This is a genomic window from Streptomyces sp. B15 (assembly GCF_018070605.1).
In the GTDB taxonomy this organism is placed as follows: domain Bacteria; phylum Actinomycetota; class Actinomycetes; order Streptomycetales; family Streptomycetaceae; genus Streptomyces; species Streptomyces smyrnaeus.
The window spans coordinates 1-22,855 of sequence record NZ_JAGPXJ010000101.1; the positions used below are offsets into that span (position 1 = coordinate 1).

Annotated in this window: 21 protein-coding genes; 12 read left to right on the forward strand and 9 right to left on the reverse strand. The window is 70.5% G+C overall.

Annotation, left to right across the window (positions count from 1 at the left end; genetic code table 11):
• Positions 1 to 654, reverse strand: a 654-nt coding sequence (locus KBY19_RS30845) for an ABC transporter ATP-binding protein (RefSeq protein ID WP_210967167.1), incomplete at its 3' end; no start/stop codon positions are given.
• Entirely contained in the window at positions 651 to 1,487 is an 837-nt protein-coding gene (locus tag KBY19_RS30850; RefSeq protein WP_210967168.1) for an ABC transporter ATP-binding protein, read from the reverse strand. The genes KBY19_RS30850 and KBY19_RS30845, both read right to left, overlap by 4 nt.
• Positions 1,488 to 1,669: 182 nt before the next feature.
• Between KBY19_RS30850 and KBY19_RS30855 the strand changes: the two genes are divergently transcribed.
• The 9 genes from KBY19_RS30855 (at position 1,670) to KBY19_RS30895 (ending at position 14,105) form a co-directional block, all read left to right on the forward strand.
• Positions 1,670 to 2,887, forward strand: coding sequence for a CdaR family transcriptional regulator (locus KBY19_RS30855; RefSeq protein ID WP_099877568.1), 1,218 nt, complete (start codon positions 1,670 to 1,672; stop codon positions 2,885 to 2,887).
• Between the two features lie 128 nt (positions 2,888 to 3,015).
• Positions 3,016 to 4,032: a PHP domain-containing protein gene (locus tag KBY19_RS30860; RefSeq protein ID WP_210956937.1), complete on the forward strand. Its 1,017-nt coding sequence runs from the start codon at positions 3,016 to 3,018 to the stop codon at positions 4,030 to 4,032.
• Positions 4,033 to 4,056: 24 nt separating this feature from the next.
• Positions 4,057 to 4,296 carry a DUF3459 domain-containing protein gene (locus tag KBY19_RS30865; protein ID WP_210967169.1) on the forward strand — a complete coding sequence of 80 codons (240 nt, stop codon included), beginning with the start codon at positions 4,057 to 4,059 and terminating at the stop codon, positions 4,294 to 4,296.
• 102 nt (positions 4,297 to 4,398) lie between these two features.
• Positions 4,399 to 4,782, forward strand: coding sequence for a hypothetical protein (locus KBY19_RS30870; RefSeq protein WP_247691605.1), 384 nt, complete (start codon positions 4,399 to 4,401; stop codon positions 4,780 to 4,782).
• Between the two features lie 297 nt (positions 4,783 to 5,079).
• On the forward strand, positions 5,080 to 6,024 hold the full coding sequence (locus KBY19_RS30875; RefSeq protein ID WP_247691606.1) for a DUF3048 domain-containing protein: 945 nt from the start codon (positions 5,080 to 5,082) through the stop codon (positions 6,022 to 6,024).
• Between the two features lie 805 nt (positions 6,025 to 6,829).
• Positions 6,830 to 7,990, forward strand: a complete 1,161-nt coding sequence (locus KBY19_RS30880) for an acetyl-CoA carboxylase biotin carboxylase subunit family protein (protein ID WP_210967171.1) — start codon at positions 6,830 to 6,832, stop codon at positions 7,988 to 7,990.
• A gap of 273 nt (positions 7,991 to 8,263) precedes the next feature.
• Complete coding sequence (locus KBY19_RS30885; RefSeq protein WP_099877556.1) at positions 8,264 to 11,005, forward strand: non-ribosomal peptide synthetase; 2,742 nt, start codon at positions 8,264 to 8,266, stop codon at positions 11,003 to 11,005.
• A gap of 51 nt (positions 11,006 to 11,056) precedes the next feature.
• Positions 11,057 to 12,013: an NAD(P)-dependent oxidoreductase gene (locus KBY19_RS30890; RefSeq protein ID WP_185016093.1), complete on the forward strand. Its 957-nt coding sequence runs from the start codon at positions 11,057 to 11,059 to the stop codon at positions 12,011 to 12,013.
• A gap of 121 nt (positions 12,014 to 12,134) precedes the next feature.
• Positions 12,135 to 14,105 carry an aminotransferase class I/II-fold pyridoxal phosphate-dependent enzyme gene (locus tag KBY19_RS30895; protein WP_210967172.1) on the forward strand — a complete coding sequence of 657 codons (1,971 nt, stop codon included), beginning with the start codon at positions 12,135 to 12,137 and terminating at the stop codon, positions 14,103 to 14,105.
• A 151-nt stretch (positions 14,106 to 14,256) separates the two neighbouring features.
• Here KBY19_RS30895 and KBY19_RS30900 read toward each other — a convergent pair whose 3' ends face one another.
• Together KBY19_RS30900 and KBY19_RS30905 are read right to left on the reverse strand one after the other, a co-directional pair.
• Entirely contained in the window at positions 14,257 to 14,703 is a 447-nt protein-coding gene (locus tag KBY19_RS30900) for a hypothetical protein (RefSeq protein ID WP_099877546.1), read from the reverse strand.
• 191 nt (positions 14,704 to 14,894) lie between these two features.
• Positions 14,895 to 15,326: a hypothetical protein gene (locus KBY19_RS30905; protein WP_210967173.1), complete on the reverse strand. Its 432-nt coding sequence runs from the start codon at positions 15,324 to 15,326 to the stop codon at positions 14,895 to 14,897.
• 320 nt (positions 15,327 to 15,646) lie between these two features.
• Between KBY19_RS30905 and KBY19_RS30910 the strand changes: the two genes are divergently transcribed.
• Positions 15,647 to 16,324, forward strand: a complete 678-nt coding sequence (locus KBY19_RS30910; RefSeq protein ID WP_099877543.1) for a hypothetical protein — start codon at positions 15,647 to 15,649, stop codon at positions 16,322 to 16,324.
• On the forward strand, positions 16,321 to 16,797 hold the full coding sequence (locus KBY19_RS30915) for a hypothetical protein (RefSeq protein WP_099877540.1): 477 nt from the start codon (positions 16,321 to 16,323) through the stop codon (positions 16,795 to 16,797). The genes KBY19_RS30910 and KBY19_RS30915 overlap by 4 nt, the downstream gene beginning before the upstream one ends.
• 161 nt (positions 16,798 to 16,958) lie before the next feature.
• On the opposite strand, the gene KBY19_RS30920 is transcribed toward KBY19_RS30915, so the two are convergent.
• The 3 genes from KBY19_RS30920 to KBY19_RS30930 all read right to left on the reverse strand — a co-directional run bounded on the left by KBY19_RS30920 (position 16,959) and on the right by KBY19_RS30930 (position 20,035).
• Entirely contained in the window at positions 16,959 to 17,621 is a 663-nt protein-coding gene (locus tag KBY19_RS30920) for a DUF4360 domain-containing protein (RefSeq protein ID WP_185016089.1), read from the reverse strand.
• A 296-nt stretch (positions 17,622 to 17,917) separates the two neighbouring features.
• Positions 17,918 to 18,907, reverse strand: a complete 990-nt coding sequence (locus KBY19_RS30925) for an AraC family transcriptional regulator (RefSeq protein ID WP_180289541.1) — start codon at positions 18,905 to 18,907, stop codon at positions 17,918 to 17,920.
• A gap of 318 nt (positions 18,908 to 19,225) precedes the next feature.
• A complete protein-coding gene (locus KBY19_RS30930; RefSeq protein ID WP_099877537.1) occupies positions 19,226 to 20,035 on the reverse strand; it encodes an alpha/beta fold hydrolase in 810 nt (269 codons plus the stop codon).
• Between the two features lie 439 nt (positions 20,036 to 20,474).
• Here KBY19_RS30930 and KBY19_RS30935 point away from each other — a divergent pair, with 439 nt between their 5' ends.
• Complete coding sequence (locus tag KBY19_RS30935) at positions 20,475 to 21,521, forward strand: ABC transporter substrate-binding protein (RefSeq protein ID WP_210967174.1); 1,047 nt, start codon at positions 20,475 to 20,477, stop codon at positions 21,519 to 21,521.
• 85 nt (positions 21,522 to 21,606) lie between these two features.
• Here the strand turns inward: KBY19_RS30935 and KBY19_RS30940 are convergent, their stop codons facing one another.
• Positions 21,607 to 22,197, reverse strand: a complete 591-nt coding sequence (locus tag KBY19_RS30940) for a TetR/AcrR family transcriptional regulator (RefSeq protein ID WP_210967175.1) — start codon at positions 22,195 to 22,197, stop codon at positions 21,607 to 21,609.
• Between the two features lie 175 nt (positions 22,198 to 22,372).
• Positions 22,373 to 22,855 (reverse strand): LmeA family phospholipid-binding protein (locus KBY19_RS30945; protein ID WP_210967176.1); only part of this gene is annotated, 483 nt, incomplete at its 5' end.

A 22,855-nucleotide genomic window follows, 5' to 3' on the forward strand; every position in this document is an offset into this window, starting at 1 on the left:
GGCCAGTCCACCGGCGACCGCCCAGGCGCCGAGCGAGACCCGGCCCAGCCGGATGCCCATGACGGCGGCGGTGCGTCGGCGCTCGTCGGCGGTCATCCCGGCGACCGGCTCGTCGAGCAGCAGCAGCCTGGGCTCCATGCACAGGGCGCGGGCCAGTTCGGTGAGCTTGCGCTGCCCGTAGGGCAGGGACCCGGCGACGGCGCCGAGCTGCTTGTCCAGTCCGACGAACGCGGCGATCTCGCGCACCCGCTCGCGGTGCCTGGCCGCCTCGCGGGCGGCGGAGGGCCGACGCAGTCCCGCGGCGACGAAGCCCGTACGGGTGAGCGCGTGCCGTCCCAGCAGCAGGGTGTCGGCGACGGTGGCGCGCGGCGGCAGGGCGAGGTTCTGGAAGGTGCGTGCCACACCGAGCGCCGCGATGCGGTGCGGCGGCAGCCCGGTCAGTTCGCGCCCGCCGAGGCGCACGGTGCCGGACACGGGGCGGCAGACTCCGGACAGCACGTTGAAACAGGTCGACTTGCCCGCTCCGTTGGGCCCGATGAGGGCATGCACGGTGCCCGGGGCGACGGTGAAGCCGAGCCCGTCGAGGGCGGTGAGTCCCGCGAACCGGACGGTCACCCCGCCAACTTCCAGCGGTTCGGCGGCCGGCGCCGTCATGGGCCCACCCAGCGGGTCAGGGCGGGGGGCTTTCCGCCGGGTCCGGTCGCACCCGCCTGCTCCGTCACCCGGGAGGCGTCGGCGGCCGCGGCCTCGTCGACGACACCGAGGTAGCGGCGGCGCACCTCGTCGGATGCGGCGAGTTCGTCGGCGGGCCCCGAGAGGGTCACCTCGCCCACTTCGAGCACGTAGGCGCGGGAGGCCAGTCGCAGTGCGAGGGCCGCGTTCTGCTCCACCAGCAGCACGGAGGTGCCCTCCGCGTTGATCTGCCGAATGGTGTCCGCGATACGGGCGGCCATCATCGGCGCGAGCCCCAGGGACGGCTCGTCCAGCAGCAGCAGCTGGGGTCCGGCCATCAGCGCGCGGGCGACGGCGAGTTGCTGCTGTTCGCCGCCGGAGAGCAGTCCGGCACGCTGGTGTGCGCGCTGCGCCAGTACGGGGAACAGCTCGTGCACCCGGCGCAGGGCCGCGGCGCGTGCCGCCCTCCCCCCGGTGGAACCGAGCGCTCCCGCGCGCAGATTGTCCTGCACGGTCATCCGCGCGAACACCTGGCGCCCTTCCGGCACCTGTGACACGCCGGCCGCGACCACCCGGTCGGCGTTCAGGGTGTGCAGCGGTGCGCCGCCGAAGTGTACGGAGCCACCCTTGGACGCGCCGCCGTAGTAGGGCAGTGTGCGTGAGATGGCGCGCAGCAGCGTGGACTTGCCCGCCCCGTTGCCGCCGAGGACGGCGACGACGCTGCCCTGCGGTACGTCGAGTGTCACTTCGCGCAGCGCTCGGACCGGCCCGTATCCGGCCGACAAGCGCGTGACGTCGAGTGCGGCACCCCCCATGGTTCCCCTTTCGCCCGCTCCTCCGGTGGGCGTTCACAGCAACACCGACCAGTCGGTATGTCCATTGCCGGGACCGGAATCGCTGCGGGGGTACAGCCGGGACCGCGGACCGTTGTGCACGGGCACAACGGCCCGCGTCAGGGGCCTGCCGGAAACGCCCGGCAGGTGCCATCCTCCGGCACATGGGAGGGACCAGACCCCGCACGGGGCGCGACTGGAAGCTGCTCGCCGAGACGTGCGGCGCGCTTCTGGAGCGGCTGCCGGAACTCGTGGAGGAGTACCTGCGGCGGCTCGGCGCACACTCGACCGCGTACGGGCGCGTCATCCCGTACGACCAGCACTGGCAGGAGGCCGAAGAGGCGCTGCGTATCGGGATCGAGTCCATCCGGGCCCCGCGCGACTCGCCGCGCCGCGACCTGGAGCACGCGGAACGCCTCGGCAGACGCCGCGCACAGCAGGGCCTGCCGCTCGAACTGCTGGTGTACGCCTACCGCGAAGCGGGCCGACTGGTGTGGGAGACCTTGCTGGAGACCGCAGCCGCGCAGACCTCCGAGCGCATGGAGGTGGTGATGCGGTCGGGAACGATGGTGTGGTCCGCCGTGGACGAGCAGACCGACCTGCTGTCCGAGGCCTACCGCGCGACCGAACTGGAACTGCGCCGCCGCACGGACGAGCGGTTGCGGGCGCTGCTCGACGCGTTGCTCGACGGCCAGTGCGCGCCCGAACTCACCTCGCGCGCCGCCGCGGGCCTGGACATGCCCGAGCACGGCCGGTACGCCGTGGTGGTCCTGCGGCTGGCCAGGCGCGAGGGGCGCGAGCCGTTCCACCGGCTGATCCGCGACCCGGGGATGCGCATCGTGTGGCGGATGCGGGCCGACTGCGAGGTCGGGATCGTGGCACTGTCCGAGGGCGCCGGGCTCGATGCGCTGGCAGGACTGCTCGACGGGCACTGCCTCGGCCCCGGCGGCATCAGTCCGGTCGTGGAGGGGCTGGCCGAGCTGGGGTGGGGCCGGCAGCTGGCGGAGCTGGCCCTGCGCACCTGCCCTCGCGGCGAGACCGGCGTGATGCGCTTCGACCGCAGGATGCCCGCGGCGCTCGTGGTCGGCCGGCCGGATTTGGCGGCCCGGCTGGTGGCCGAGGTCTTCGGGGAGTTGCTGGCCCAGGACCCCGCCGACCGGGCGGTGCTGCTGGAGACGCTCGAGGCCTGGCTCGACTGCGAGGGCTCGGCCGGCCGGGCCGCCGGGCGGCTCTACTGCCACCGCAACACGGTCTTCAACCGGCTGCGGCGCCTTGAGCAGCTCACCGGCAGGGCACTCTCCCGCCCGCGCGACCTCACGGAGATGACCCTGGCCCTGGACGCGCACATGCTCACCTCGACGGGCGGTACCCCGGGCTCCTGAGGGGGCGCCCCCCGGGCTCTCGCGGAGACCGGGGCGCCCCGGACTTCTGCCGGGTCGGCGCGCGCGGAGGCGAAGGACGCGGCACCGTGGAAGGAGAAGCCGGCTGGTCGCAGGGGAGAGGAGCGGGTGTGGAGCCGCAGGCCGCGTTGGAGCGGATCGCGTTTCTGCTGGAGCGTGCTCAGGCGCCGACGTACCGGGTCCGGGCCTTCCGTACGGCTGCGCAGGTGCTGGCGGGGCTTCCGCCGGGGGAGACCGAGAAGCTGGCGGCGGCCGGTTCGCTGGAGTCGCTGAAGGGCGTGGGGCCCAAGACCGCGCAGGTGGTGCGGGAGGCGCTGGCGGGGGAGGTACCGCGGTACCTGGCGAAGCTGGAGGCCGAGCCGGCGCGGGACGCCGCGCTGCCCGAGGCGGCACGGGACCTGCGGGCAGCGCTGCGCGGCGACTGTCATCTGCACTCGGACTGGTCCGACGGCGGCAGTCCCATCGAGGAGATGGCCGCCACGGCGAAGGCGCTCGGGCACGAGTGGGCCGTGCTCACCGACCACTCGCCGCGGCTGACCGTCGCAGGCGGCCTGTCGGCCGACCGGCTGCGCGCCCAACTGGACGTGGTCGCACAGGTGAGCGAGCGACTGGCGCCCTTCCGGCTGCTGACGGGTATCGAGTGCGACATCCTGGAGGACGGCGCCCTCGACCAGGAGGAGGAGTTGCTGGCCCGCCTCGACGTGGTGGTGGCGTCGGTCCACTCCGAACTGCGGATGCCCGGTGAACGGATGACGCGGCGCATGGTCAGGGCTGTCCGGAACCCGCTGGTGGACGTTCTGGGGCACTGCACCGGTCGGCTGCTGTCGGGAAGGCGGCGGCCGGAGTCGGAGTTCGACGCGGAGGAGGTCTTCGCAGCCTGCGCGGAGTCCGGGACCGCGGTGGAGATCAACTGCCGTCCTGAACGCAGCGATCCGCCGCGCCGGCTGCTGCGGCAGGCCCTGGACGCGGGAGCGTGCTTCGCCATCGACACCGACGCGCACGCGCCCGGTCAGCTCGACTGGCAGGCGGGCGGCTGCGTGCGCGCTGCCGAGTGCGGCGTACCGGCCGAGCGGGTCGTCAACACCCTGCCGGTCGCCCGACTGCTGGACCGGACGGCCCGGCACTGACCGTTCCCGCCGGATCGTAGGTGGGTGCGGACCGGCAAGCGCTGGTATCGAGCTGCACGGCTGTACCGCACCGCGCTGCGGCTGCGCCGCGCCTTCCGGGACGCGGGCGAGCTGCGCCGGCTGCCTACGGAGGCACCCCACGTGCTGTCCTTCGCGCGAACCGTGCCGGACGGCGGCGGCACCGTGCTGTGCGTGGTCAACTTCGGCCCGCCGGATGTGGCGCTCCCCGCGCACCGAGAACTCCTGCTGGCGAGCGGCCCCTGACACCGTCGGGTGGGCTGCCGCAGGACACCGCGGTCCGGCTGCGGGCCTGACCCGGGCACGGCCGCCGCCTCCCCTCCCCCGGCCACCCGCCGCCTGGACCGGGTGCGGCTCTCGCTGCCCGGCAAGGCCCAGCAGGTGCAACTCCGAGGGTCCGTCAACGGCCGCGATTTCGTCGAGCTGTCCGACGCTCGGGCCCGCAAGGGCGAGGTCACGCTGCGCCTGGGTGGCGCCCCGGTGCGCTTCCTGCGTGCCGTCGGTGCGACCCGGGTCGGTGAGCTCGCGGTGTACGGCGCGGCCTCGGGAGACACGGCACCGCCGAAGGCGCCGCAGCGCATCCGGCTGGACGGCGCGACACTGCGCTGGGAGCGCGTCCCGGGCGCGGCCGGCTACGACATCTACGCCGACGGACGGCTGCGCGCCGGGCTGCCCGCGACGGCGACGCGGTGGAAGGACACGACATCCACATTCAAGATCGACGTCGAGTGACCGGCTCCGCCCGGTTCCGGCGGCCTGTCCGGCCCCGGAACCGGGCGTGGCCCGACGTGCGGGAGGACGCGGCCCGGCCGTAAGTGCCCGCCTGCATCGGGGAGTTGCCCGGCCGCGGGAGGTGACGCGGCGTCGGCGCACCGGGTATTGACGGCGCGGTTCCGTGGGAGGTGAGGTTGGCTCCTCAGGCAGATGTTCCCCCCACAGGAGGCCTGTTCGATGGAAGACAGCTCCACGTCGCCCACCCCTGCCGATGGTGCGGAACGAGCGAGGCGGACATCCCCACACCGCTTCCGCTTGCTGATCGCCCTGGCCGTCGTCGGCGGACTGACGGGCGCCGCGCCGGCCACCTCGTCGTTCGCCGCCCACGAGGATGCCGGGACGGCCCCGAAGCAGCGGAAGGCCGAGTACACCTCGCCGTTCACCGGACTTCCGGCGAAACGGAACCCGGTGCTCGCGGTGAAGATCGACAACCACAAGGACGCGCGGCCGCAGACCGCGCTCGAAGACGCCGACATCGTCGGCGTGGAGAAGGTCGAGGGCGGACTGAGCCGGGTGTTCGCCATCTACTCCAGTCACTATCCCGAGACTCTGGGCCCGGTGCGCAGTGCCCGCGAGTACAACGTCGAGCAGCTGCGCATGTTCCAGCGCCCGGCCCTCGCCTACTCGGGCGCACGCCAGGCAGTCGTCGACAAGATCGAGAAGTCACCGCTGTACGGCGTCTCGCACGACGACCACCCGGATGCCTACGAGCGCGGTGGCGACCACGAGCCCCCGCACAACCTCTACGGCCACCCCGACAAGCTCCTCGCCAAGGCGCCGAAGGCGAGCAAGGCCGACGACATCGGCTTCCGTTTCGGCGCGGAGCCGAGCGGTGGGACGCCGACCGAGGAGCAGACCGTCGATCACGGCTCGTCCCGGACCACGTTCACCTGGTCCGCGAAGGAGGACCGCTGGCTGGCCTCGTTCGACGGGGAGCCGGCGAAGAGCACATCCGGCAAGCGGCTCGGCGGCAAGACCGTGATCGTCCAGAAGACGGACATGCCGCCGGACTCCAGCGGCAAGACGCCGTACATCGAGACGGTCGGGAGCGGAGAGGCGACCGTGCTGCGCGACGGCAAGGCGTTCACGACCAGGTGGCAGCGCACGAGTGCGACGGCCGACACCACCTACACCTTGCCGGACGGTCGGCGGATGCCCTTCGACAAGGGCCAGGTCTGGCTCGTCTACCAACAGCGCTGACGCGCTGTCGCGTCCGTCGGAGGACGGGGCCGGTCCGACAGCGGAAGAGGCTCGTTCGAGGCCGGTCGCCAGGAGGGTGCCGGGTGGTGGGAAGGCCACCCGGGCCCGGCGCGGCCCGAGAGCTCCGCGCCTCGGGCGAAGCCGTTGTAACCGAGCACGATCACTGTCCCTCAGTCTCCCGAGCGCGGCGGCGACGCGGAGGAACAGGCTACTTCGCAGGGGTACTTGGGGGACAGGCGTGATGTGCGAGCGGGATGAGGCCCGCCCTCTCCGGTTCTCGTGGTGGCCAAGCAGACGACGGGCCTTCGGCCCGCGCCCGGACGGGAGGCCGGGACCGTCCGTCCGGTTGCCATTCTGCAAGTGGAGCCCTGGGCCGGCCTTGTTCATCTCTGCAGGGTGGATGTGTGGTGCTTACACAGGGCGGTCACTATTCGTGCCGACGTGTACACGAAGAGGTGTGAGGTTTGACGGGGGCAGTGAATGTGTTCCGAAGAGAGGGAAGGCGTGGTGCCATTCCGTACCCGCCAACCGCAGAGTTCTTCCTGTGACCCAGATCACGCGTCGCCCGGTAAAAGATCATGCTCCTGTATATCCACATCGCTGTATCCCGTGTGCCACGATGCCATTGTGTTGGCCCCGGTCGGAGTTACTGATCGGGATACATCCAACGGGGGTTTAGTCATGCCGAGATTCACTGTCTCCGCAAAACGTTTATCCGGTCCACTGGCAGGCTGCTTCTTCTTACCCGGGCCGTACAGCACATGACTTCTCAGTTTTTGGCTGGACGTGACGCGGGGAGATGAGAGTGCCGACACTGATCGTCATCGGGTACCGGGGCGACCTCGACCGAGCGCTGCGGCGCCGTGGCCTGGATCCCTTCTATATCGTGCAGGCGCCGGCGAGTCCGCCGGAGGGGCGGAGGTCCGCGTGCGTCAGCGATATGGAAAATGTTCAGGAAGTACTGCGGGTAATACTCTCCGCGGACCTCGACGACCTGGCCGGAGTGCTGTCCGTCCATGAAATGGGGGTCTTCCCGGCCGCCTGTCTGCGTCAGCAGTTGGGCCTGCCAGGGAACGCGGATGCGAAGAAGGTTCTCTACTTCCGGGACAAGTATCTGCAAAAGAGCGGTCTGCCCCCGCAGGTCCGACGGGCGCGCTGTCGGTATGCGACAAAGGAGACGTCTTTCGAGGATCTTGTCGAGGATCTGGGGGACACCGTCGTCATCAAGCCGGCCACCGGGGCGGGCTCTTTGCGTACGAACATCGTTCGTACGCCGGAAGAATACGCGCAGTGCTTGGAGCTCTTCCCTGGGAAGTCGGACGTGGAAATCGTCGCCGAGTCCTTCATGGACGCTCCGGAAGTCTTTATCGACGGCATCTGGAGCAACGGGGGCCTGCGGTGGTCTTCCGTCTCCCGCTACCACGCCTCGCCGGTCAGTGCCGCCCAAGGCGGCATCCTGGCCGCTCATCTCCTGGACAGAAGACGACACCCCGAACTGTTCCAGCAGCTGGAGACGCTGGCCGGGCAGGTGTTCACCAGTCTGGACGCCCCGGACTGCGTATTCCATCTCGAAGCCTTCCTGAGCGAGGCGGGATTGACGTTCGGCGAGTGCGCCGTCCGCCTCCCCGGAGGGCTTTCACCGCAGGCCAACGAACTGACGTACGGCGTCGACCTCTTCGATGTCGAGATCGGTCTCGCACTCGGGGAGGCGCCCACCCGGGCCCTCGGCAGTCAGGCACCGGAACGCTTCTACGGATATGTGCTTCTGCGCCCCTCCAGCAGCGGACATCTGACGCAGCAGGACTTCGAACGCAGCTTCCGCTTGGAGGACATCACCTACTCTTCGTCGCCTGACACGCCGCTCGGGCCGTACGGCAGTGTCGGTCATGCCGTGGTGTCCGACCCGGACGAGCTGCAGCTGCAGAAGACGATCGAGGAGATCGTGCGCTTCAACGAGGTCGGCTGAGACCGGCCGAGGCCGCTGCCGGGCAGGGGCGCCCCGGTCCCGCCCGGCCCAGGGCCGCCGGGCTCGACAAACGCTCCTGGCGCGGGGTCGTGCCCGGATCCAGCTCCTGGGTGTCCTCAGGCGGCCTTGTAACCGTCTGCCCGCGCGTCCGCCCGCCCTGGGAGCCCCAGGGGGCGCGGGGGCCAAGCGTTTGCCGTCCCGTACGTCCCGAACGCCTCCGCTCAGGCGTCTGCTCGCGACTGTCCCGTCGCTTCCGAATCGGAGGTATTCCCCATGCCGGACCAGAATCCCGCTTCGACACTCCCGCAGTTGCTCGAAAGTGTGTCGCATGACAGATCCCGAGGCATCACGTTCATCGGTGGCTCCTTCCTGTCCTACGCCGATCTGTGGGAGTCGGCCTGCCGGATATCGCAGGGACTGCGCAGTTACGGCGCCACTCCGGGCGGCCGCGCGCTGATCGCCGCCAACGATCCGGAGAGTTTCGTCCGTGCCTTTTGGGGGTGCGTGCTGAGCGGTGTCGTGCCGTGCCCGTTCACACCACCGGCCGACCCCGGCCGCGCGCGGGCCCAACTGGAGCAGATGCGGGCACTGTTGGGCGACCCGCTGGCGGTCGTTCCCAAGGCGGTGCACGGAGATCTCCCCGATGTCGGGCTGCGGACCGTGACGGTGGAGGAGCTGAGTCAGGCTCCGGCCGAGGCCGAGCACGAGCAGCGCCATGCTCCGGTCGCCGACGATCTCGCCTTGCTGATGCTCACTTCCGGCTCCACCGGTTCGAGCAAGGCGGTCAGGCTCACCCACGCCAACCTGCTGGCGGCGCAGGCGGGCAAGGCGGGTGCGCTGGAACTGGGGCCGCGGGACACGACGATGAACTGGATCTCGGCCGATCACATAGCCGCGATCGAGGCACACCTGCTGCCGATGGTCAACGGCGCCGAGCAGGTGGTGGCGACCCCCGCCACCGTGCTGGCGGACCCGCTCGAATTCCTGCGGCTGCTGACCGCGCACCGGGTGAGGGTGACCTTCACCCCCAACTTCTTGTTCGGCCAGATCAACCAGGCCCTCGCACAAGGGCCGGCCCCGCAGGGCGTGGAACTGTCCCGGGTGCGGTACATCATCTCCGGCGGTGAGGCCACCGTCACCGCCACCGCACGGGCGTTCCTGGACGCGCTGTCGGGCCACGGGCTGCGCCAGGATGTGATCGTGCCCGCTTTCGGGATGACCGAGACCTGTGCGGGCAGCGTGTTCAACCGCGACTTCGCCACCCGCGATCTGGAAACCGAGTTCCCTTCGCTGGGCCGCCCGGTGCGCGGGCTGCAGATACGGATCGCCGACGGGGACGGCAACGTCCTGTCGTCCACCGACGCGCCGGGCACGGCCGACCCGGGCGAGGTGCAGCTACGCGGCACGATGGTCACCGACGGCTATTTCGGCAACGACCGGGCCACCGCGCAGGCGTTCACCGCCGACGGCTGGTTCCGTACCGGCGACCTGGGCCGCCTCGACGCCGAAGGGCGGCTGATGCTGGTCGGCCGGACCAAGGACTCCATCATCGTCAACGGGGTCAACTACTACAGCCACGACCTGGAAGCCGCCCTGAACGGGCTGGAAGAGGTGCGGCACGGGCAGGTCGCGGCATTCCCGATCCGACCCGCCGGTGCCGACTCCGAACAGCTCGCCGTCGCGTTCGTCCCGTCAGGAGACCCCACCGACGACTCGGCCGTCTACCGCGCCATCGTGGCGATACGCAGCTCCACGGTGATGCACTGGGGCTTCCGGCCCCAGCTGATCCTCCCGGTCGCCGAGGCCCAGATCCCGCGCGGCAACCTCGGCAAGGTCCAACGGTCCCGGCTGCGCACAGCCGTGGAGGGCGGGGACCTGGCGGAGGCGGCACGCCGGGCGGAGGAGGTGAGCACCCGGTTCCTCGGTGCCTACGTGGCACCGGAGGGGGAGGCCGAGACCGCGCTGGCCGCCGTCTACGCCCGCGTACTGAACACCGGAAGGGTGTCCGCGACCGCCGGCTTCTTCGACCTGGGCGGAACCTCGCTCGATGTGCTGCGGCTCAAGTCCGAGACACAGTCCGAGTTCGGCATCGAGGACGTGCCGATGTCGACGCTCCTGCAGACCCCGACCGTCCGGGCACTGGCCCGCCGGCTGACCGCTGGGCGGGGTGCGGGCGGGGACGCGGCCTACGACCCGCTGGTGCCGCTGCAGATCACCGGGGACGGGACACCCCTGTTCTGCGTGCATCCGGGACTGGGGGAGGTGCTGGTGTTCGTCAACCTCGCCAAGTACTTCACCGGCGAGCGCCCGTTCCACGCCCTGCGGGCCCGGGGCTTCGGGGAGGGCGAGACCCACTTCGGGTCGTTCGACGAAATGGTCTCCACCTATGTGGAAGCGATCCGGCGCACTCAGCCGACCGGCCCCTACGCGGTCGCGGGCTATTCCTACGGCGGCGCAGTCGCCTTCGAGATCGCCAAGCGGCTGGAGGCCGACGGCGACCGGGTCGGTTTCGTGGGCGTCTTCAACCTGCCGCCGCATATCTCCGGCCGTATGAACGAGATCACTTTCACCGACGGCGCGATCAATCTCGCGCTGTTCCTGGAGCTGATCAGCGCGGCCGACGTCGAACGGCTGACGACCACGCTCCGCGCCCTGCCCGAGGCCGAGCAACTGGCCTGTCTGGTCGACCAGGCCCCCAAGCGGCGGCTGACCGAGCTGGACCTGAACGTCGAGCGGTTCACCAACTGGGTGCACCTGGCGCAGAACATGGTGCAGCTGGGCCGCACTTACGAACCCTCGGGGACGGTCGAGCAGGTGCGGGTCTTCTACTGCACTCCGTTGCGCGGCAGCAAACAGGAGTGGCTGGACAACCAACTGCGCCACTGGGACGAGTTCACCCGCGCCCCCAACACCTATGTCGAAGTCGACGGGGAGCACTACACCCTGATGAGCCCGCAGCATGTGCAGACCTTCCAGACGACGTTGCGGCACGAGCTGGCCCGCGCGCTCGGCTGAGGACGACAAGAGGCAGCAGCCGCCGATACGACGGACCAGGAGCCGCCGATCATGCAAGGCAGGAAGATACTCGTCACAGGCGGAACCGGACAGGTCGCAAGACCCGTCGCCGAGTCGCTCGCCGAGAACAACGAGGTGTGGTGCCTGGGCCGGTTCGGCGACCTGGCCGCCCGCAGGGCACTCGAAGCACGAGGTGTGCGTACCGCCACCTGGGACATGGCCACCGACGAACTCGGTGAAGTGCCCAGCGACTTCACCCATGTGCTGCACTCGGCCGTGCACAGGGGCGACGGCAAGGACTTCGAGGAGGCCGCGCGGATCAACGCTGTCGCTACGGCACGGTTGATGACGCACTGTCGCGCGGCCGAGTCGTTCCTGTACGTCTCCTCCGGTGTGGTCTACAACCGGGCCGACCGCACGCATCGGTACCGCGAGAGCGATCCGCTGGGCGGAGCGGCACCATGGCTACCGACGTACCCCGTCGCCAAGATCACGGCCGAAGGCGTGGTGCGCGGTCTGGCCGAGGCCCTTTCGCTGCCGGCGGTGATAGCCCGGCTCAACATCGCCTACGGCCCGTACGGCCATGGCGGTGTGCCGATGATCCTGTTCAAGGAGATGCGCGGCGGACAGCCGTGCGCGGTGCCGCGCGAGGGGCAGAACTACTGCAACCTGCTGCACACCGACGACGTCGTCCGACAGGTGCCGCTGCTGTGGGCCGTGGCGCGGACTCCGGCGCGGGTCGTGAACTGGGGCGGTGACGAGGAGGTCGGCATCACCGACCTGCTGGAGCACATGTCCGCGCTCACCGGAGTGCCCGTCCGACTGGACCGCAACGACTACAGCCGCGAGACAGCGATCTTCGACCACGACGTCCGCCGCAGCCTCATCGGCGACTGCTCGGTCGGCTGGCGTACCGGAATCGCCCGCACCCTGGCCGCATTGTTCCCGGAATACCGGGACCGCGTCGACGCCCACGTCGATGCGCACGAGGCCGCGAGCTCGAACTGACGAAGGGGAGTGGAGAAGGTGCTTGTGCGCGCCCACGGCACTCGTGTCGACGACGACAGCGGGCCCAGGCCGGTACGCGTAGGCGGTGGCGGGACGTGGTCCGAACCGGAACGGGGTTGAGATGCGCAGGTCAGCGGACATCGACGAACTGCAGCGCGTACTGTGCGCCGCACTGGGCTCCCCCGAGCCCGTCTGCTCCATGGCCCGGCTGGAGCCCGACCCTGGCGCGTTCGCCGCTTCGGACCCGGCGGTGCGGGAGCGCTGCACTCTTGTCGGCGGCGGAGCCCTGTACAACCCGACCAGCCCCGCCCCCGGCCCCGCCGCGCTCGACGAGCTGGCCCGCCGTGCGAAGACGTTGGACGTGCCGCAGATCCTGGTGCCCCACGTACGCCGCAGCGACGACACCGGCGCGCTGCGGGCGGCCGGCTTCGTGCCCGTCACCGCCGGAACCGAGTGCGTCCTGCGGCTGACCGGAGACGTGGACGAACTCCTGCGCGACCGCGTCGGTGCCAAACAACTCCGGGATCTGCGCCGCCGCCACAACGCGGCGTCCCGCGAAGTCGGCTGGGAGCGGTTCCGGTTGAGCGAGCTGGACCACAGGCAGTGGGCGCGGGACGCCTTCGTGGGACTCCACCGGCGCCACGCCGAGCGCGTGGACGGCCATGGCTTCAACCCGTACAGCGCCGACGCACTCGACGCACTGGCGCACGGCGCGCTGGCGGAGCGCACCGAGATGTTCGTACGCCGCAGAAAGAACACCGTCGTGCAGGCCGGGCTCGTCATGGCATCGCACAACGGCCGGGGAATCCACTTCCTCACGCAGGCCGTGGACCAGGACGATCCTGCCGCGCGGCACAACCTCTACCTGGCCTCCCTCTACAGGCTGTACCTGGATGCGCGGCGCTCCGACCTGGACTGGGTCCACCTCGGACGGGGGGATGCCCACCGCAAGCGCCGCCTGGGGGCCGATCTGTTCGTCCCCCTCGACCACTGGCTGCGCGCTCCCGGCCTCACGTCCTCGAAGACAGCCGAAGCGGAGCAGCAGCTCTCGAAGTTCGCGGCCCCTCCCGTCACGACGGTGCCGGTGCCCGGCCCGGCACGCTTCCGCCATCGGCCACGGTTCGACCTGGTCGACCTGTCGAGCAACACCAACCCGTTTCTCGGCACCGCCGGCCACTACCCCGAACTCGACACGGCGGAACTCGCCAGAACGTATCTGGACACGGTCGGGAAGCTGCCCGGGCACGGTGGGCTCGGCACGCTGAGCCCGGACCACCTGCTGTTCACCAGTGGGGCGGTCGACGGTGTCATGCTGCTCCTGGCGGCGCTGACCTCGCCCGACGAGCGCGTCTGCGTCACACCGCCCACCTTCGAGTTGTACTCCCACTTCGCCCGTCTGCTGCGCCTGCCCGTCGTCGAGGTGCCACTGCGCGGCGACGGCCTGTCACAGCTCGACACCGAGCGCATCCTGGGGGCCGAGCCCCGGGCGACCATCCTGTGCGATCCGAACAACCCCGTCGGGACGCGGCTCGACCGGGCGCAGGTGCACGCCCTGGTGGCGCGCAGCCGCGGACTGGTGGTGATCGACGAAGCCTATGTCGAGTTCAGTGAGCAGCCCTCGTATGCCGAGTTGATCGAACAGCACGACAACCTCATCGTGCTCAGGACGCTCTCGAAGGCGTGGGGTCTGGCCGGCGCGCGCTGTGGCATCGTCCTGGCGCACCCCGGCATCGTCGAGGCGCTGCGGCGGGTGCAGGTGCCCTTCGGATTCACCAACGCCTCGCAGCACGCCGTCCGGGCCCGGCTGACCGACTCCCGACGGGTGCTCGCGGGCATCCGGCGCATCCGCGCCGAGCGTGAGCGGATGGCCGCGGCACTGGCCGACCACCCGGCGGTGGACCGGGTGTTCCCCTCGGACGCCAACTTCCTGCTGGTCCGTCTGCACAAGCACGAGCACGTGATGGGCCGACTGCGCGGTGCGGGCATCCTCGTGGCCGACACCGGGCGCCTCGTCCCCGGAACCTGCCGTATCTCGATCGGTGATCGGCGAGCCGACAACATGCTGCTCGAAGCGCTCTCCTCGGCACTGTGAGCCGTCCAAACCGGTGATCCAGACCGGGTCCGATTCCCCCGGTTCGTGCCAGGCCTGCAGGAGGTGGAGAGAGCTGCCGTCTCCGCGACGTGGATGTCCGCGCCGATGGTCCCGTGAGCGAATCCGCCGACGGCCGGGACCTGCTGTCCGCTCACGCCCGGGAGTCGTGGTCGTTCCGGTCGGCCGCGGATTCCTGGTGGATGATGACGTTGCCGCCCTGGACTCCGAAGGCCTGGCCGTGGTCCCGGGCGGTGACGTGCTGGACCCAGTTCTGCTGCGTGTCGGGCAGCGCGTCGGTCAGCCTCCGGGTCAACTCGTGCAGGTCGTCGGCGGCTTCCGGGCGCGTACGCAGGAAGTGCTCCAGCCGAAGCTGCCAGGCCGGCAGCAGGTTCTGGCGCGCTGACGCGGCGTCCTGTGCGGCACTCACCAGCGCGGCCTCCTCGTCCAACTGCGCTGCCAGCCCTGCCGGTTCGTCCTCCGGCCCCCGGCCGACGACGCGCAGCAGTCCGTCCCGTGCGGCTTGCCAGGTGTCCGTCGCCATCGCTCCGACCAGTGCGGTCGAGGCGGCTGCGGCGAGTGCCGCCATGGAGTCGATCATTCAGCTTCCTTCCCCCGCGGAGCCAACGCGCTCATGGTGCCACCGCTGGCCGAGCCGGGCCGTCCAACGGGGCCACCGCTCGTGGTGCGGCCCTGCTCCCACAGGCGTACGAGGCGGGTCGAAGCCTGCCCATCGGGCACCCCCCGGGGGAGGAGATCGCCCGCCCGGAAGCGGCCCCCGCCCGGAAGCCGCTAGAGAAGCGGCACGGGTTGGTTCCCGTCGCCTTTTGTCTCGATGGTCAGGAACGACAGAACGTCGTCGCCGATGTTCTTCAGGTCGTGCAGGTGGTATCGCCCCTCGGCGAGACAGAAGTTCTGGGTACGGCCGCGGGAGTAGGAGATCTCGCGCGTGGTGCCGTCGCTGTTGTGCTGGCGGGCCCGGCCGCTGGTGAGAGCTATCCAGAAATAGTCCAGCACATGCCGGTGCACGGTGATGCGCTCTCCCGGTTGGAGATGGGTCTCCCAGATGCGGAGGGCATCGGTCTCTTTCAGCAGCGTCTGGCCGACCCGCCCGTTGTGGGCGTTGGTGTCGAACTCCTTCTTCAGCTCGGGGCTCCAGCGAGCGAACCCCTCGGCGACGACAGTGCCGACCAGAGGGAGAGCGGAGTGCACGTCAGTACCCACGAACCGGATCCTTTCGGCTTCGGTGAGCTCGGGCGGCAACCGGCAGCCGGTCCTTCGGAACGGAGAGGTGGGTCGCCTGCCTCAGGCTATAGGCGGCCGAAATGGCGCGGCAAGGATCCGTCGGCGCCCTCCTGCCCACGGCCGACCGGCACGCCGCGGCGCCGCCGGAAGGGGATGTGCCGCCCGGCCACGGGGCCGGGCGTTTACCGGCGGTGGGGCGGGCTACCCGGCCTGCGCCGGCCCCGGATCCGGGGCTCAACGACCCATCAGCTCGGCTCCCGCCCCCAAGCGCGACGGTCCGGGAGCCGGAGAGGGCGGACATGTACACCACTTTGCTCATCGTCGGTCTCGTCGTGATCCTGGCCGTCGCTCTCGCCCTGGCCTTCCGCCTCAGGCAGCAGGCGGGTGCCGGCGGGCAGAGCCTGAAGCGGCGTTTCGGACCCGAGTACGACCGTGCGGTGGCCCGTCACAACGGGGACGCCAAGGCGGCCAGGCGCGAGTTGAACGAGCGGCTGCGGCGCTACGGCTCGCTGCGGGAGAAGTCGCTGACACCTGGTGAGCCGGAGCGGTACGCCGAACGCTGGGCCGCCGTCCAGGAGCACTTCGTGCAGTCGCCGCACGCGGCACTGAACGAAGCCGACGTTCTGCTGGACCAGTTGGCCACCGAACGCGGTTACCCTCCGAACGTTCCGTTCGAGGAGCGCATCGCCGCGCTGTCGGTGCACCACGCCCACCAGGTGCACGGATACCTGCGCGTGCGCGAGGCGCTGCGCGGTGACAGCACCGAGGAGATGCGTGCGGCCTTCCTGGAGGCGCGTGGCCTGTTCGAGGCGCTGGCCACCCCGCACCACGACAGCGCGAGGCACGAGCCGGGGCTCGGGCGCAGGCACCACCGGCACGAGCCGACACACGCCGTGGGACGGGCAAGTGAGCCCGGCCGCGCCGGCGGAGCGCGCTGGACGCCGGGCCACTCCATGAGGGGAGGCGAGGCCCGATGACGACCGACGCCGAACGCTCCCGGACCGCGCCCCCGCCTCCTCCGCCCCCACCGGGCGTCCCAGGAGCGGCCGGGCGAACCGGCCCCACCGCGCCGACCGGACCGCCGGGACCGGCGGAACCGGCCGGAGCACCGCGGACCACCACCGGCGCACCCGGCGGGGGCCACACGGCGCCCGCACACGCGGGGGCGCTCCGTACGACGGAGGCGCTGCTGCCGGAGGGGCGGCGTGCGGAACTGGAGCTGCGCCTCCAGGGGGCCCTCACCACCTTCGTCGAGGACCCGCGCAGCGCGGTGCGGGAGGCCGACGCGGTGTTCGAGGAGGCGACGAACCAGCTGACCGAGGCGCTTGTGGAGCTGCGGCGCTCCCTCCGTTCGAGCTGCCCCGACCAGCAGGGCGGCACCGGCACGGAGGAGCTGCGCCGGGCCCTCCAGCAGTATCGCGACACCGCCGAGCGGCTGTTGCGGCTGTAGCCGGTCGCAGGAGACCGCTGCGGTGTGCGAGCCGCGGCATGTGCGAGGACGCCCCCGTGCGGTGGATCGGCGACAGCTGATCCGCCGCACGGGGGCGGGGTGTGCAGGCCCACCCACGCCTCATCGCGTGTGATCGGCCGAAGGGCGGCTGGTCGGGGGTGTCACGCAGTCGGGCACTTCTTCCAGGCGAAGTGGTAGGTCGTGTTGATGTTCCCGTCGGTGGAGTCCATCGTCATGAAGCTGGTCTTGGTCGGGTCCGAGGTGCCCGCATCGACGCGTACCTCGGTGTTGACGTTGAAGTTGCGCTGCTCGCCGCAGGGCTTCCACACCAACTGGCCCCAGTCGGTGGAGTCGGTGGCCTGCCAGTTGCGGTCCTGCGGGCCGTCGAAGGGGTGGCTGGTGGCTGCCGTGTCCGAGGAGCCCTGGAAGTAGTACGACGCCTTCTGCAGTCCACTGGCACCGGGCTGCAGATACGCGTATCCGCGGTAGTCCGCGCTGACGATTGCGTAGGTGAAGCCTTGCGGGACGTGCACGATGAGGTTGAGCTGGCAGTTCTTGCGGCGGTCGGTGGGCTTGGAGTTGGGGCCCACTTCGGCGAGGTAGTCGCTGTAGGTGACGGTGAAGGCGGTGTTGTCCTCCGCGACAGCCACCTGGGCGGTTCCTTCGGGGCACCCGGAACCGTTGACCGTGGCGACGTCGATGACGATCTTGTCGTCAGGCGGGTCGGCGATGGCGCTGGACGCGCCCTGAGCGGGCTGCGCGGAGAACGCGGCAGCGAACAACGCCACCGCCACCGCCGGGATCTTGAGTGATCTTCGAGACATGACCGTACCCTTCGAGTCGTTTCGGGCTCGACCACTCAGCAGGAGAGCTGAGGTCCGTGACAGGACCCAGGACGGAATCCGGAACAGGGCCCGGAAAACAGAACCGGGTCGAGGTTGGCGCAGTGCCGCTACCGCCGCCGTGGCGAAGTCCCCCCGCCGCGCACCCAGCGACGTTTTCTCCCCCGCAATTGGTATGTACTTGCCCGGTCAGTCGTTGGCCAGGTCGGTTTTCGGACGCGCTCACGCGCCCGGAACAGGCCGGTGGTCGGCGTTCGCACGCCGAGCCTCCGGGTCCGTCAGGCGCGTAAGGTGACCGAGGGTGCGTGCCCGTAGCGCCGCCGGTACCAGTTGGCGAACCGGCCGAGGTTGGAGAAGCCCCAGCGGAAGGCGATCTCGGCCACGGTGACCGGCCCGTCGGCGTCCGCCGCGACCAGGTCCCGGTGGGCGCGGTCCAGACGTACCTCGCGAAGATAGGCCAACGGTGTGCGGCCGACATACCGCTGGAACGCTTCCTGGAGCCCCCTGGGGCTGAGCCTGGCGACCGCGGCGAGGTCGGAGAGAGTCAGCGGCTGGTCGCTGCGTTCCTCGATGAGCTGGATGGCCCTGCGGACGGCAGGATGCGCCACGTTCCCGATGTGCCGCACCGGCTCCGAGCCCGGCAGCAGCCGGTGCGTCGCCATCAGTGTCGCGGCCGCCGCCTGGGTGAGTTGCGCCGCGACCAGCGGATTGGTGTGCGCGAGACCACCGGCCATGATCTCCCGGTGCACTGCCGCGGAGATCCCCGACCAGCTCTCCGCCGCGGCCGCGGACACCGGTCCGCCCAGGGCGAACCGCGCCCGCACCGGCTCCTCACGGCCCAACGCCTCCCCGGCCGCCCGGTCCACCAGTTCCTTGGACAGCCTGATCGTGGTCATGCGGGCGCCGGCGCCCCAGAAGACCTTGAACCTGCGCTGCGGGTCGAGCACATAGGTGTCCCCCGTCCCGACGAACTGTTCCTCGCGGCCCGGCGACTCGACCCGGACCCTGCCCTTGTGCACCTGACAGACGAGCAGATACGTCGTCAGCGGCTCCGGAGCCACCAGTGTCTCGGTGCCGTAGCTCAAGGCGGACAGGGTGACACCGGGAAAGCCTCCTTCCGCGTACCACGCGGAGAAGTCCTGCGGCCGGTTCAGGGCGCGCAGTTCGTACGGGCTGTAGGCGGTGCTGATCATCTCCCGCGTCTCGTCGAGGTCGTCGCTGCGGACCAGCGTCCGCATCCGGCTGTCATCGGCAGCGGACGCGTTCATCCAAGCTTCCTCACTCACCGTCGCGTTATCCGGCCAGAGGCCGCGTTCCGCGGCTAGCCTGCCCTTTCCGCAGTGAGTAACGTTCTCAATCCCAGGAGTCAAATGCCGGGCAAGTCCAGGGAATTCACACGGGCGAGTATCGGCCATACCTGGAGCCGTACCGCGCCTGGGGGTCGGGGGACCCCAGCGCTGTACGGCAGGACCCCGGGCCGGTGTTTCCGGCTCGGGGTCCTGCTGTGCTGTTTCGCCGCATTCCCGGCTTTCCGCGGACGCCTACCGCGGCCCGGCCCGCCCTGTCGCGGCTACGGCGCCGGGCCGTCAGCCCGGATCGGCGGGGGAGGCGGCTCCCGGCGCGGTGAGACGCCCGAGGACCGACCGCAGCAGCGCGTTGAACTCGGCGGGCTGCTCGACGTGCGGCATGTGGCCCGACTCCTTCATGAGGTGCGCCTCCCCGCGCGGAGCGAGCCGAGCGAGGGTGGTGGACACCTCCGCGGGGATCTCCGCGTCCAGCTCTCCGTGGATGAAGACCGCGGGCACGGCGAGCTCCCCGATGGTCTCCCGTGGATTGTGGCGCACCGCGTCGGTGAGGATCTGGTCGATGGTTTCCGAGGCGGTCAGGATCTGCTCGGTCGTCCACTCCAGCAGCGACGGGTCGGCCAGGGGGCCGTACCAGTCCACGACCCACTGCCTGACCGTCGCCGCCCGGTCCGTGCGCAGCGCCTCCCGCAACTCGACGAGCCGCTCGGCCTTCCGCTCCGCGGGCCAGTAGCCGGGCCCGTCGACGGCGACCACGGCACGTACGGACGAGGGGGCCCGTCTGGCGGCTTCCAGCACGATCGCGGCACCGGCGGAGCAGCCGACCAGAACCGGAGCGTCCAGTCCGAGTGCGGCCGTCAGCGCCAGGACGTCCTCCGCGTTGTCCGCGATTGTGTTGTCGCTCGCCGGTCGCTCGGAGCGGCCGCACCCGCGCCAGTCGGGTACGACGACCCGGTGGTCACGAGCGAACTCCTCCTGCTGGGCGCGCCACACCAGGCCGCACGTGCCCCAGCCGTGCAACAGGACCAGCGGCTGTCCGGCACCGTGATCCTCATAGAACAACTCGATCCGGTTGACGGTCGCGTAAGGCACTGATCCTCCTTGCGGTGCAGCACAGCACAGGGCACGAAACGGGACAGGTACAAGCAGGGCCCCGAGCCGGAGTGCCGGCTCGGGGCCTCGCTGCACGGGGCTGGGATCCCCCGAATCCCAGCCCCGTGACAGCCCCAAGGCGTGGCCGTGGCCGCCCCGCGCGCATCCCACTCGGGAGAACCGCACGGCGTCCCACGGCACTTGGCGCCTTGTGTGCCGAGGACGCTACTCACGGGGAAACGGAGAGGCTAGCCGGGGAGCGCGGCTGTTGGCCGAATAGCGCGACCCGTCCCTCCGCCCCCGCACGCCTGCTCCCGGGTCGGACGGTACGGGCCGTAGGCGGCACCGCGAGGAGGTACGGGGCGTGGCCGAAAACAAAGTAAGGTTCGCCTAAGTTAGGGTTCGCCCAAGTAGTGATCCCCGAGTTTCGGAGCACCTGATGTCGATACGCCCGAGCGGCAGTCGTAAGCGCGTCGCCGCAGCTGTTGCCCTTCCCCTTGCCGCCGCACTGGCGCTCTCCGCCTGTGGTTCGTCCGGCAGCGGTGGGTCCGGCGACGGCGAGGGCAGGACGAAGGAGAAGGTGGCACAGGGCGGCGAGGGGTTCGCGGAGGCCGCGAAGAAGACCGCCTCGTTCGGCACGGACGCCGAGCCCGGGGAGTTCCCGCGCACCATCACCCACGCCATGGGAGAGACGGAGCTCAAGAAGCAGCCCAAGCGGGTGGTCGTGCTGGATGTCGGCGAGTTCGACAACGCCGTCTCCCTCGGTTTCGAGCCCGTCGGCCTCGCCCCCACCGAGGGTGACAACGAGATCCCCAGTTACCTGAAGAAGCAGGCAGGCCACCCCAAGAGTGTCGGCACCATCAACAATCTCAACCTCGAGGCCATCGCCGAGCTCAAGCCCGATCTGATCCTGGGCAGCCAGCTCCGCGCTGCTGACAAGTACAAGCAACTTTCGGCCATCGCACCGACGGTCTTCTCCATCCGGCCCGGCTTCACCTGGAAGGAGAACTACCTCCTGAACGCCGCCGCCCTCGACCGTACGAAGCAGGCGAAGGCCCAGCTCGACGCGTACGAGAAGAAGGCCGAGAAGCTCGGCGAGGACCTCGGGGACGACAAGCCCACCGTTTCGATGGTGCGCTACATGCCGGGCATGATCCGGCTGTACGCGAAGGCGTCGTTCATCGGCACCATCCTTCAGGACGTCGGGCTGCCGCGGCCCAAGAACCAGCAGGTCGACGATCTCGCGACCGAGATCAGTGCCGAGCGGATGGACGAGGCCGACGCGGACTGGATCTTCACCGGTACCTACGGCGACCCGAAGGCGACGGACCGCGCCAAGGCGCAGGACAGCCCGCTGTGGAAGAACCTGCGTGCCGTGGAGAAGGGGCAGGCGAAGAACGTCGACGAGGAGATCTGGTACCTGGGCCTCGGCGTGACAGCGGCCGACAAGGTGCTCGACGATCTGAGGGGTTACCTCGTCAAGTAGGAGCCTCGCGAGTGCCTGCCGGGCAGCTGTCTGTGCGCACTGCCCGGCCGGTCGGTCGCCCGGCCGTCAGCCGCCCGGCTGACGGTCAGTGCGGTTGACGCAGTCCCGCGATCAGGAGCTCGGCCAGTCGGCGTGCGTCGTACCGGGGATCGCTGTCCGCGCCCACGCACAGGTTCCCGACGCCGCGCATGAGCTGGTAGGCCTCCACGTCGCCGGGGATCTCACCCGCCTCGGCAGCGGCGTCGAGCAGCTGGGTGCACACGGGTACCAGGCGGTCGAGGAAGTAGCTGTGCAGCGAGTCGAACCCGGCGTCGTCGGAGTGCAGCACAGCGGCGAGCCCGTGCTTGGTGACCAGGAAATCGACGAAGAGGCTGATCCACTGCCGCAGCGCGGCGTGCGGGCTCTCGCTGGTCGCCAGCAGGGTCGGCCCGGCCTCGGCGCAGGCCTCCACCTGGTGCCGGTAGACGGCGATGATGAGATCCGCCCGCGTCGGGAAGTGCCGGTAGATGGTGCCCACCCCGACACCGGCCTTGGCCGCGATGTCGCGTACCGGCGCATCCACACCAGAGGTGACGAAGAGCGCGGCGGCGGCGTCGAGCAGCGTCTTCTCGTTGCGCCGGGCGTCCGCCCGCTTGGGCCGGGCCGGGTGCTCCGCGTCCGCCTTGCTGTCGCTCATCACGCCGCTCCTTCCACCCGGGCTCGCCGATACGGAGTGCTGCTCCGGATATTTACCGGAGCAAAGTTCCGGTTGCTCATCATGCCAGAGCAGCAGCCCCGCCACCAAGCCGCGCGGCCTCCCGGTGCGGACCTGCGTCCCCGGACCGCGCGGTAAATGGCGTGTCCTGGCCGGCTCAGGCGCCCGTGTCCCCGGAGCCGCTGGAGTCCCGGGACGCGTTCCCTGAGGAGTCACCGGGCGCCTCGGCGGCGCGCAGGACGTCGGGGGAGAAGCGGAAAGTGAGGGCGAGCCCGTCGTCCGAGGGCTTCGCGTCGGTGAGCCGGACCCCCTCGGGAAGCCGGCCGAGCCCGACGGTGCGCGGGCCGAGGTCGTCGGCGAACCGTTCCATGCCGGGCAGCGACGTGAGCGTGTCCAGCTTCATCCGCTGGCCCATGACGCGGACGCTGTCCGGGGTGACGGTCAGGCCGTCCGGGTCGGCCGACACCTTGTTCAGAACGCTCACGGGGATCCCGAGACCGCCCACGGTGCCGGAGAGGGTGAGATGGCTGCCGTCGGTGCCGGGCTTCATCCCCCGCAACGGCTTGGGCAGTCGCTCGGCCAGCTCGTCGTAGCCCACGGTGACGGTGGCCGAAGAAGCCCGGTCCCGGCTGGGTGCGAA

Excerpts from the sequence above, each read along its gene's own strand:
- KBY19_RS30850 (WP_210967168.1), bottom strand. The coding sequence starts at position 1,487 with ATGGGGGGTGCCGCACTCGACGTCACGCGCTTGTCGGCCGGATACGGG.
- KBY19_RS30855 (WP_099877568.1), top strand. The coding sequence starts at position 1,670 with ATGGGAGGGACCAGACCCCGCACGGGGCGCGACTGGAAGCTGCTCGCC.
- KBY19_RS30885 (WP_099877556.1), top strand. The coding sequence starts at position 8,264 with ATGCCGGACCAGAATCCCGCTTCGACACTCCCGCAGTTGCTCGAAAGT.
- KBY19_RS30890 (WP_185016093.1), top strand. The coding sequence starts at position 11,057 with ATGCAAGGCAGGAAGATACTCGTCACAGGCGGAACCGGACAGGTCGCA.
- KBY19_RS30895 (WP_210967172.1), top strand. The coding sequence starts at position 12,135 with ATGCGCAGGTCAGCGGACATCGACGAACTGCAGCGCGTACTGTGCGCC.
- KBY19_RS30900 (WP_099877546.1), bottom strand. The coding sequence starts at position 14,703 with ATGATCGACTCCATGGCGGCACTCGCCGCAGCCGCCTCGACCGCACTG.
- KBY19_RS30910 (WP_099877543.1), top strand. The coding sequence starts at position 15,647 with ATGTACACCACTTTGCTCATCGTCGGTCTCGTCGTGATCCTGGCCGTC.
- KBY19_RS30915 (WP_099877540.1), top strand. The coding sequence starts at position 16,321 with ATGACGACCGACGCCGAACGCTCCCGGACCGCGCCCCCGCCTCCTCCG.
- KBY19_RS30920 (WP_185016089.1), bottom strand. The coding sequence starts at position 17,621 with ATGTCTCGAAGATCACTCAAGATCCCGGCGGTGGCGGTGGCGTTGTTC.
- KBY19_RS30925 (WP_180289541.1), bottom strand. The coding sequence starts at position 18,907 with ATGAACGCGTCCGCTGCCGATGACAGCCGGATGCGGACGCTGGTCCGC.
- KBY19_RS30935 (WP_210967174.1), top strand. The coding sequence starts at position 20,475 with ATGTCGATACGCCCGAGCGGCAGTCGTAAGCGCGTCGCCGCAGCTGTT.
- KBY19_RS30940 (WP_210967175.1), bottom strand. The coding sequence starts at position 22,197 with ATGAGCGACAGCAAGGCGGACGCGGAGCACCCGGCCCGGCCCAAGCGG.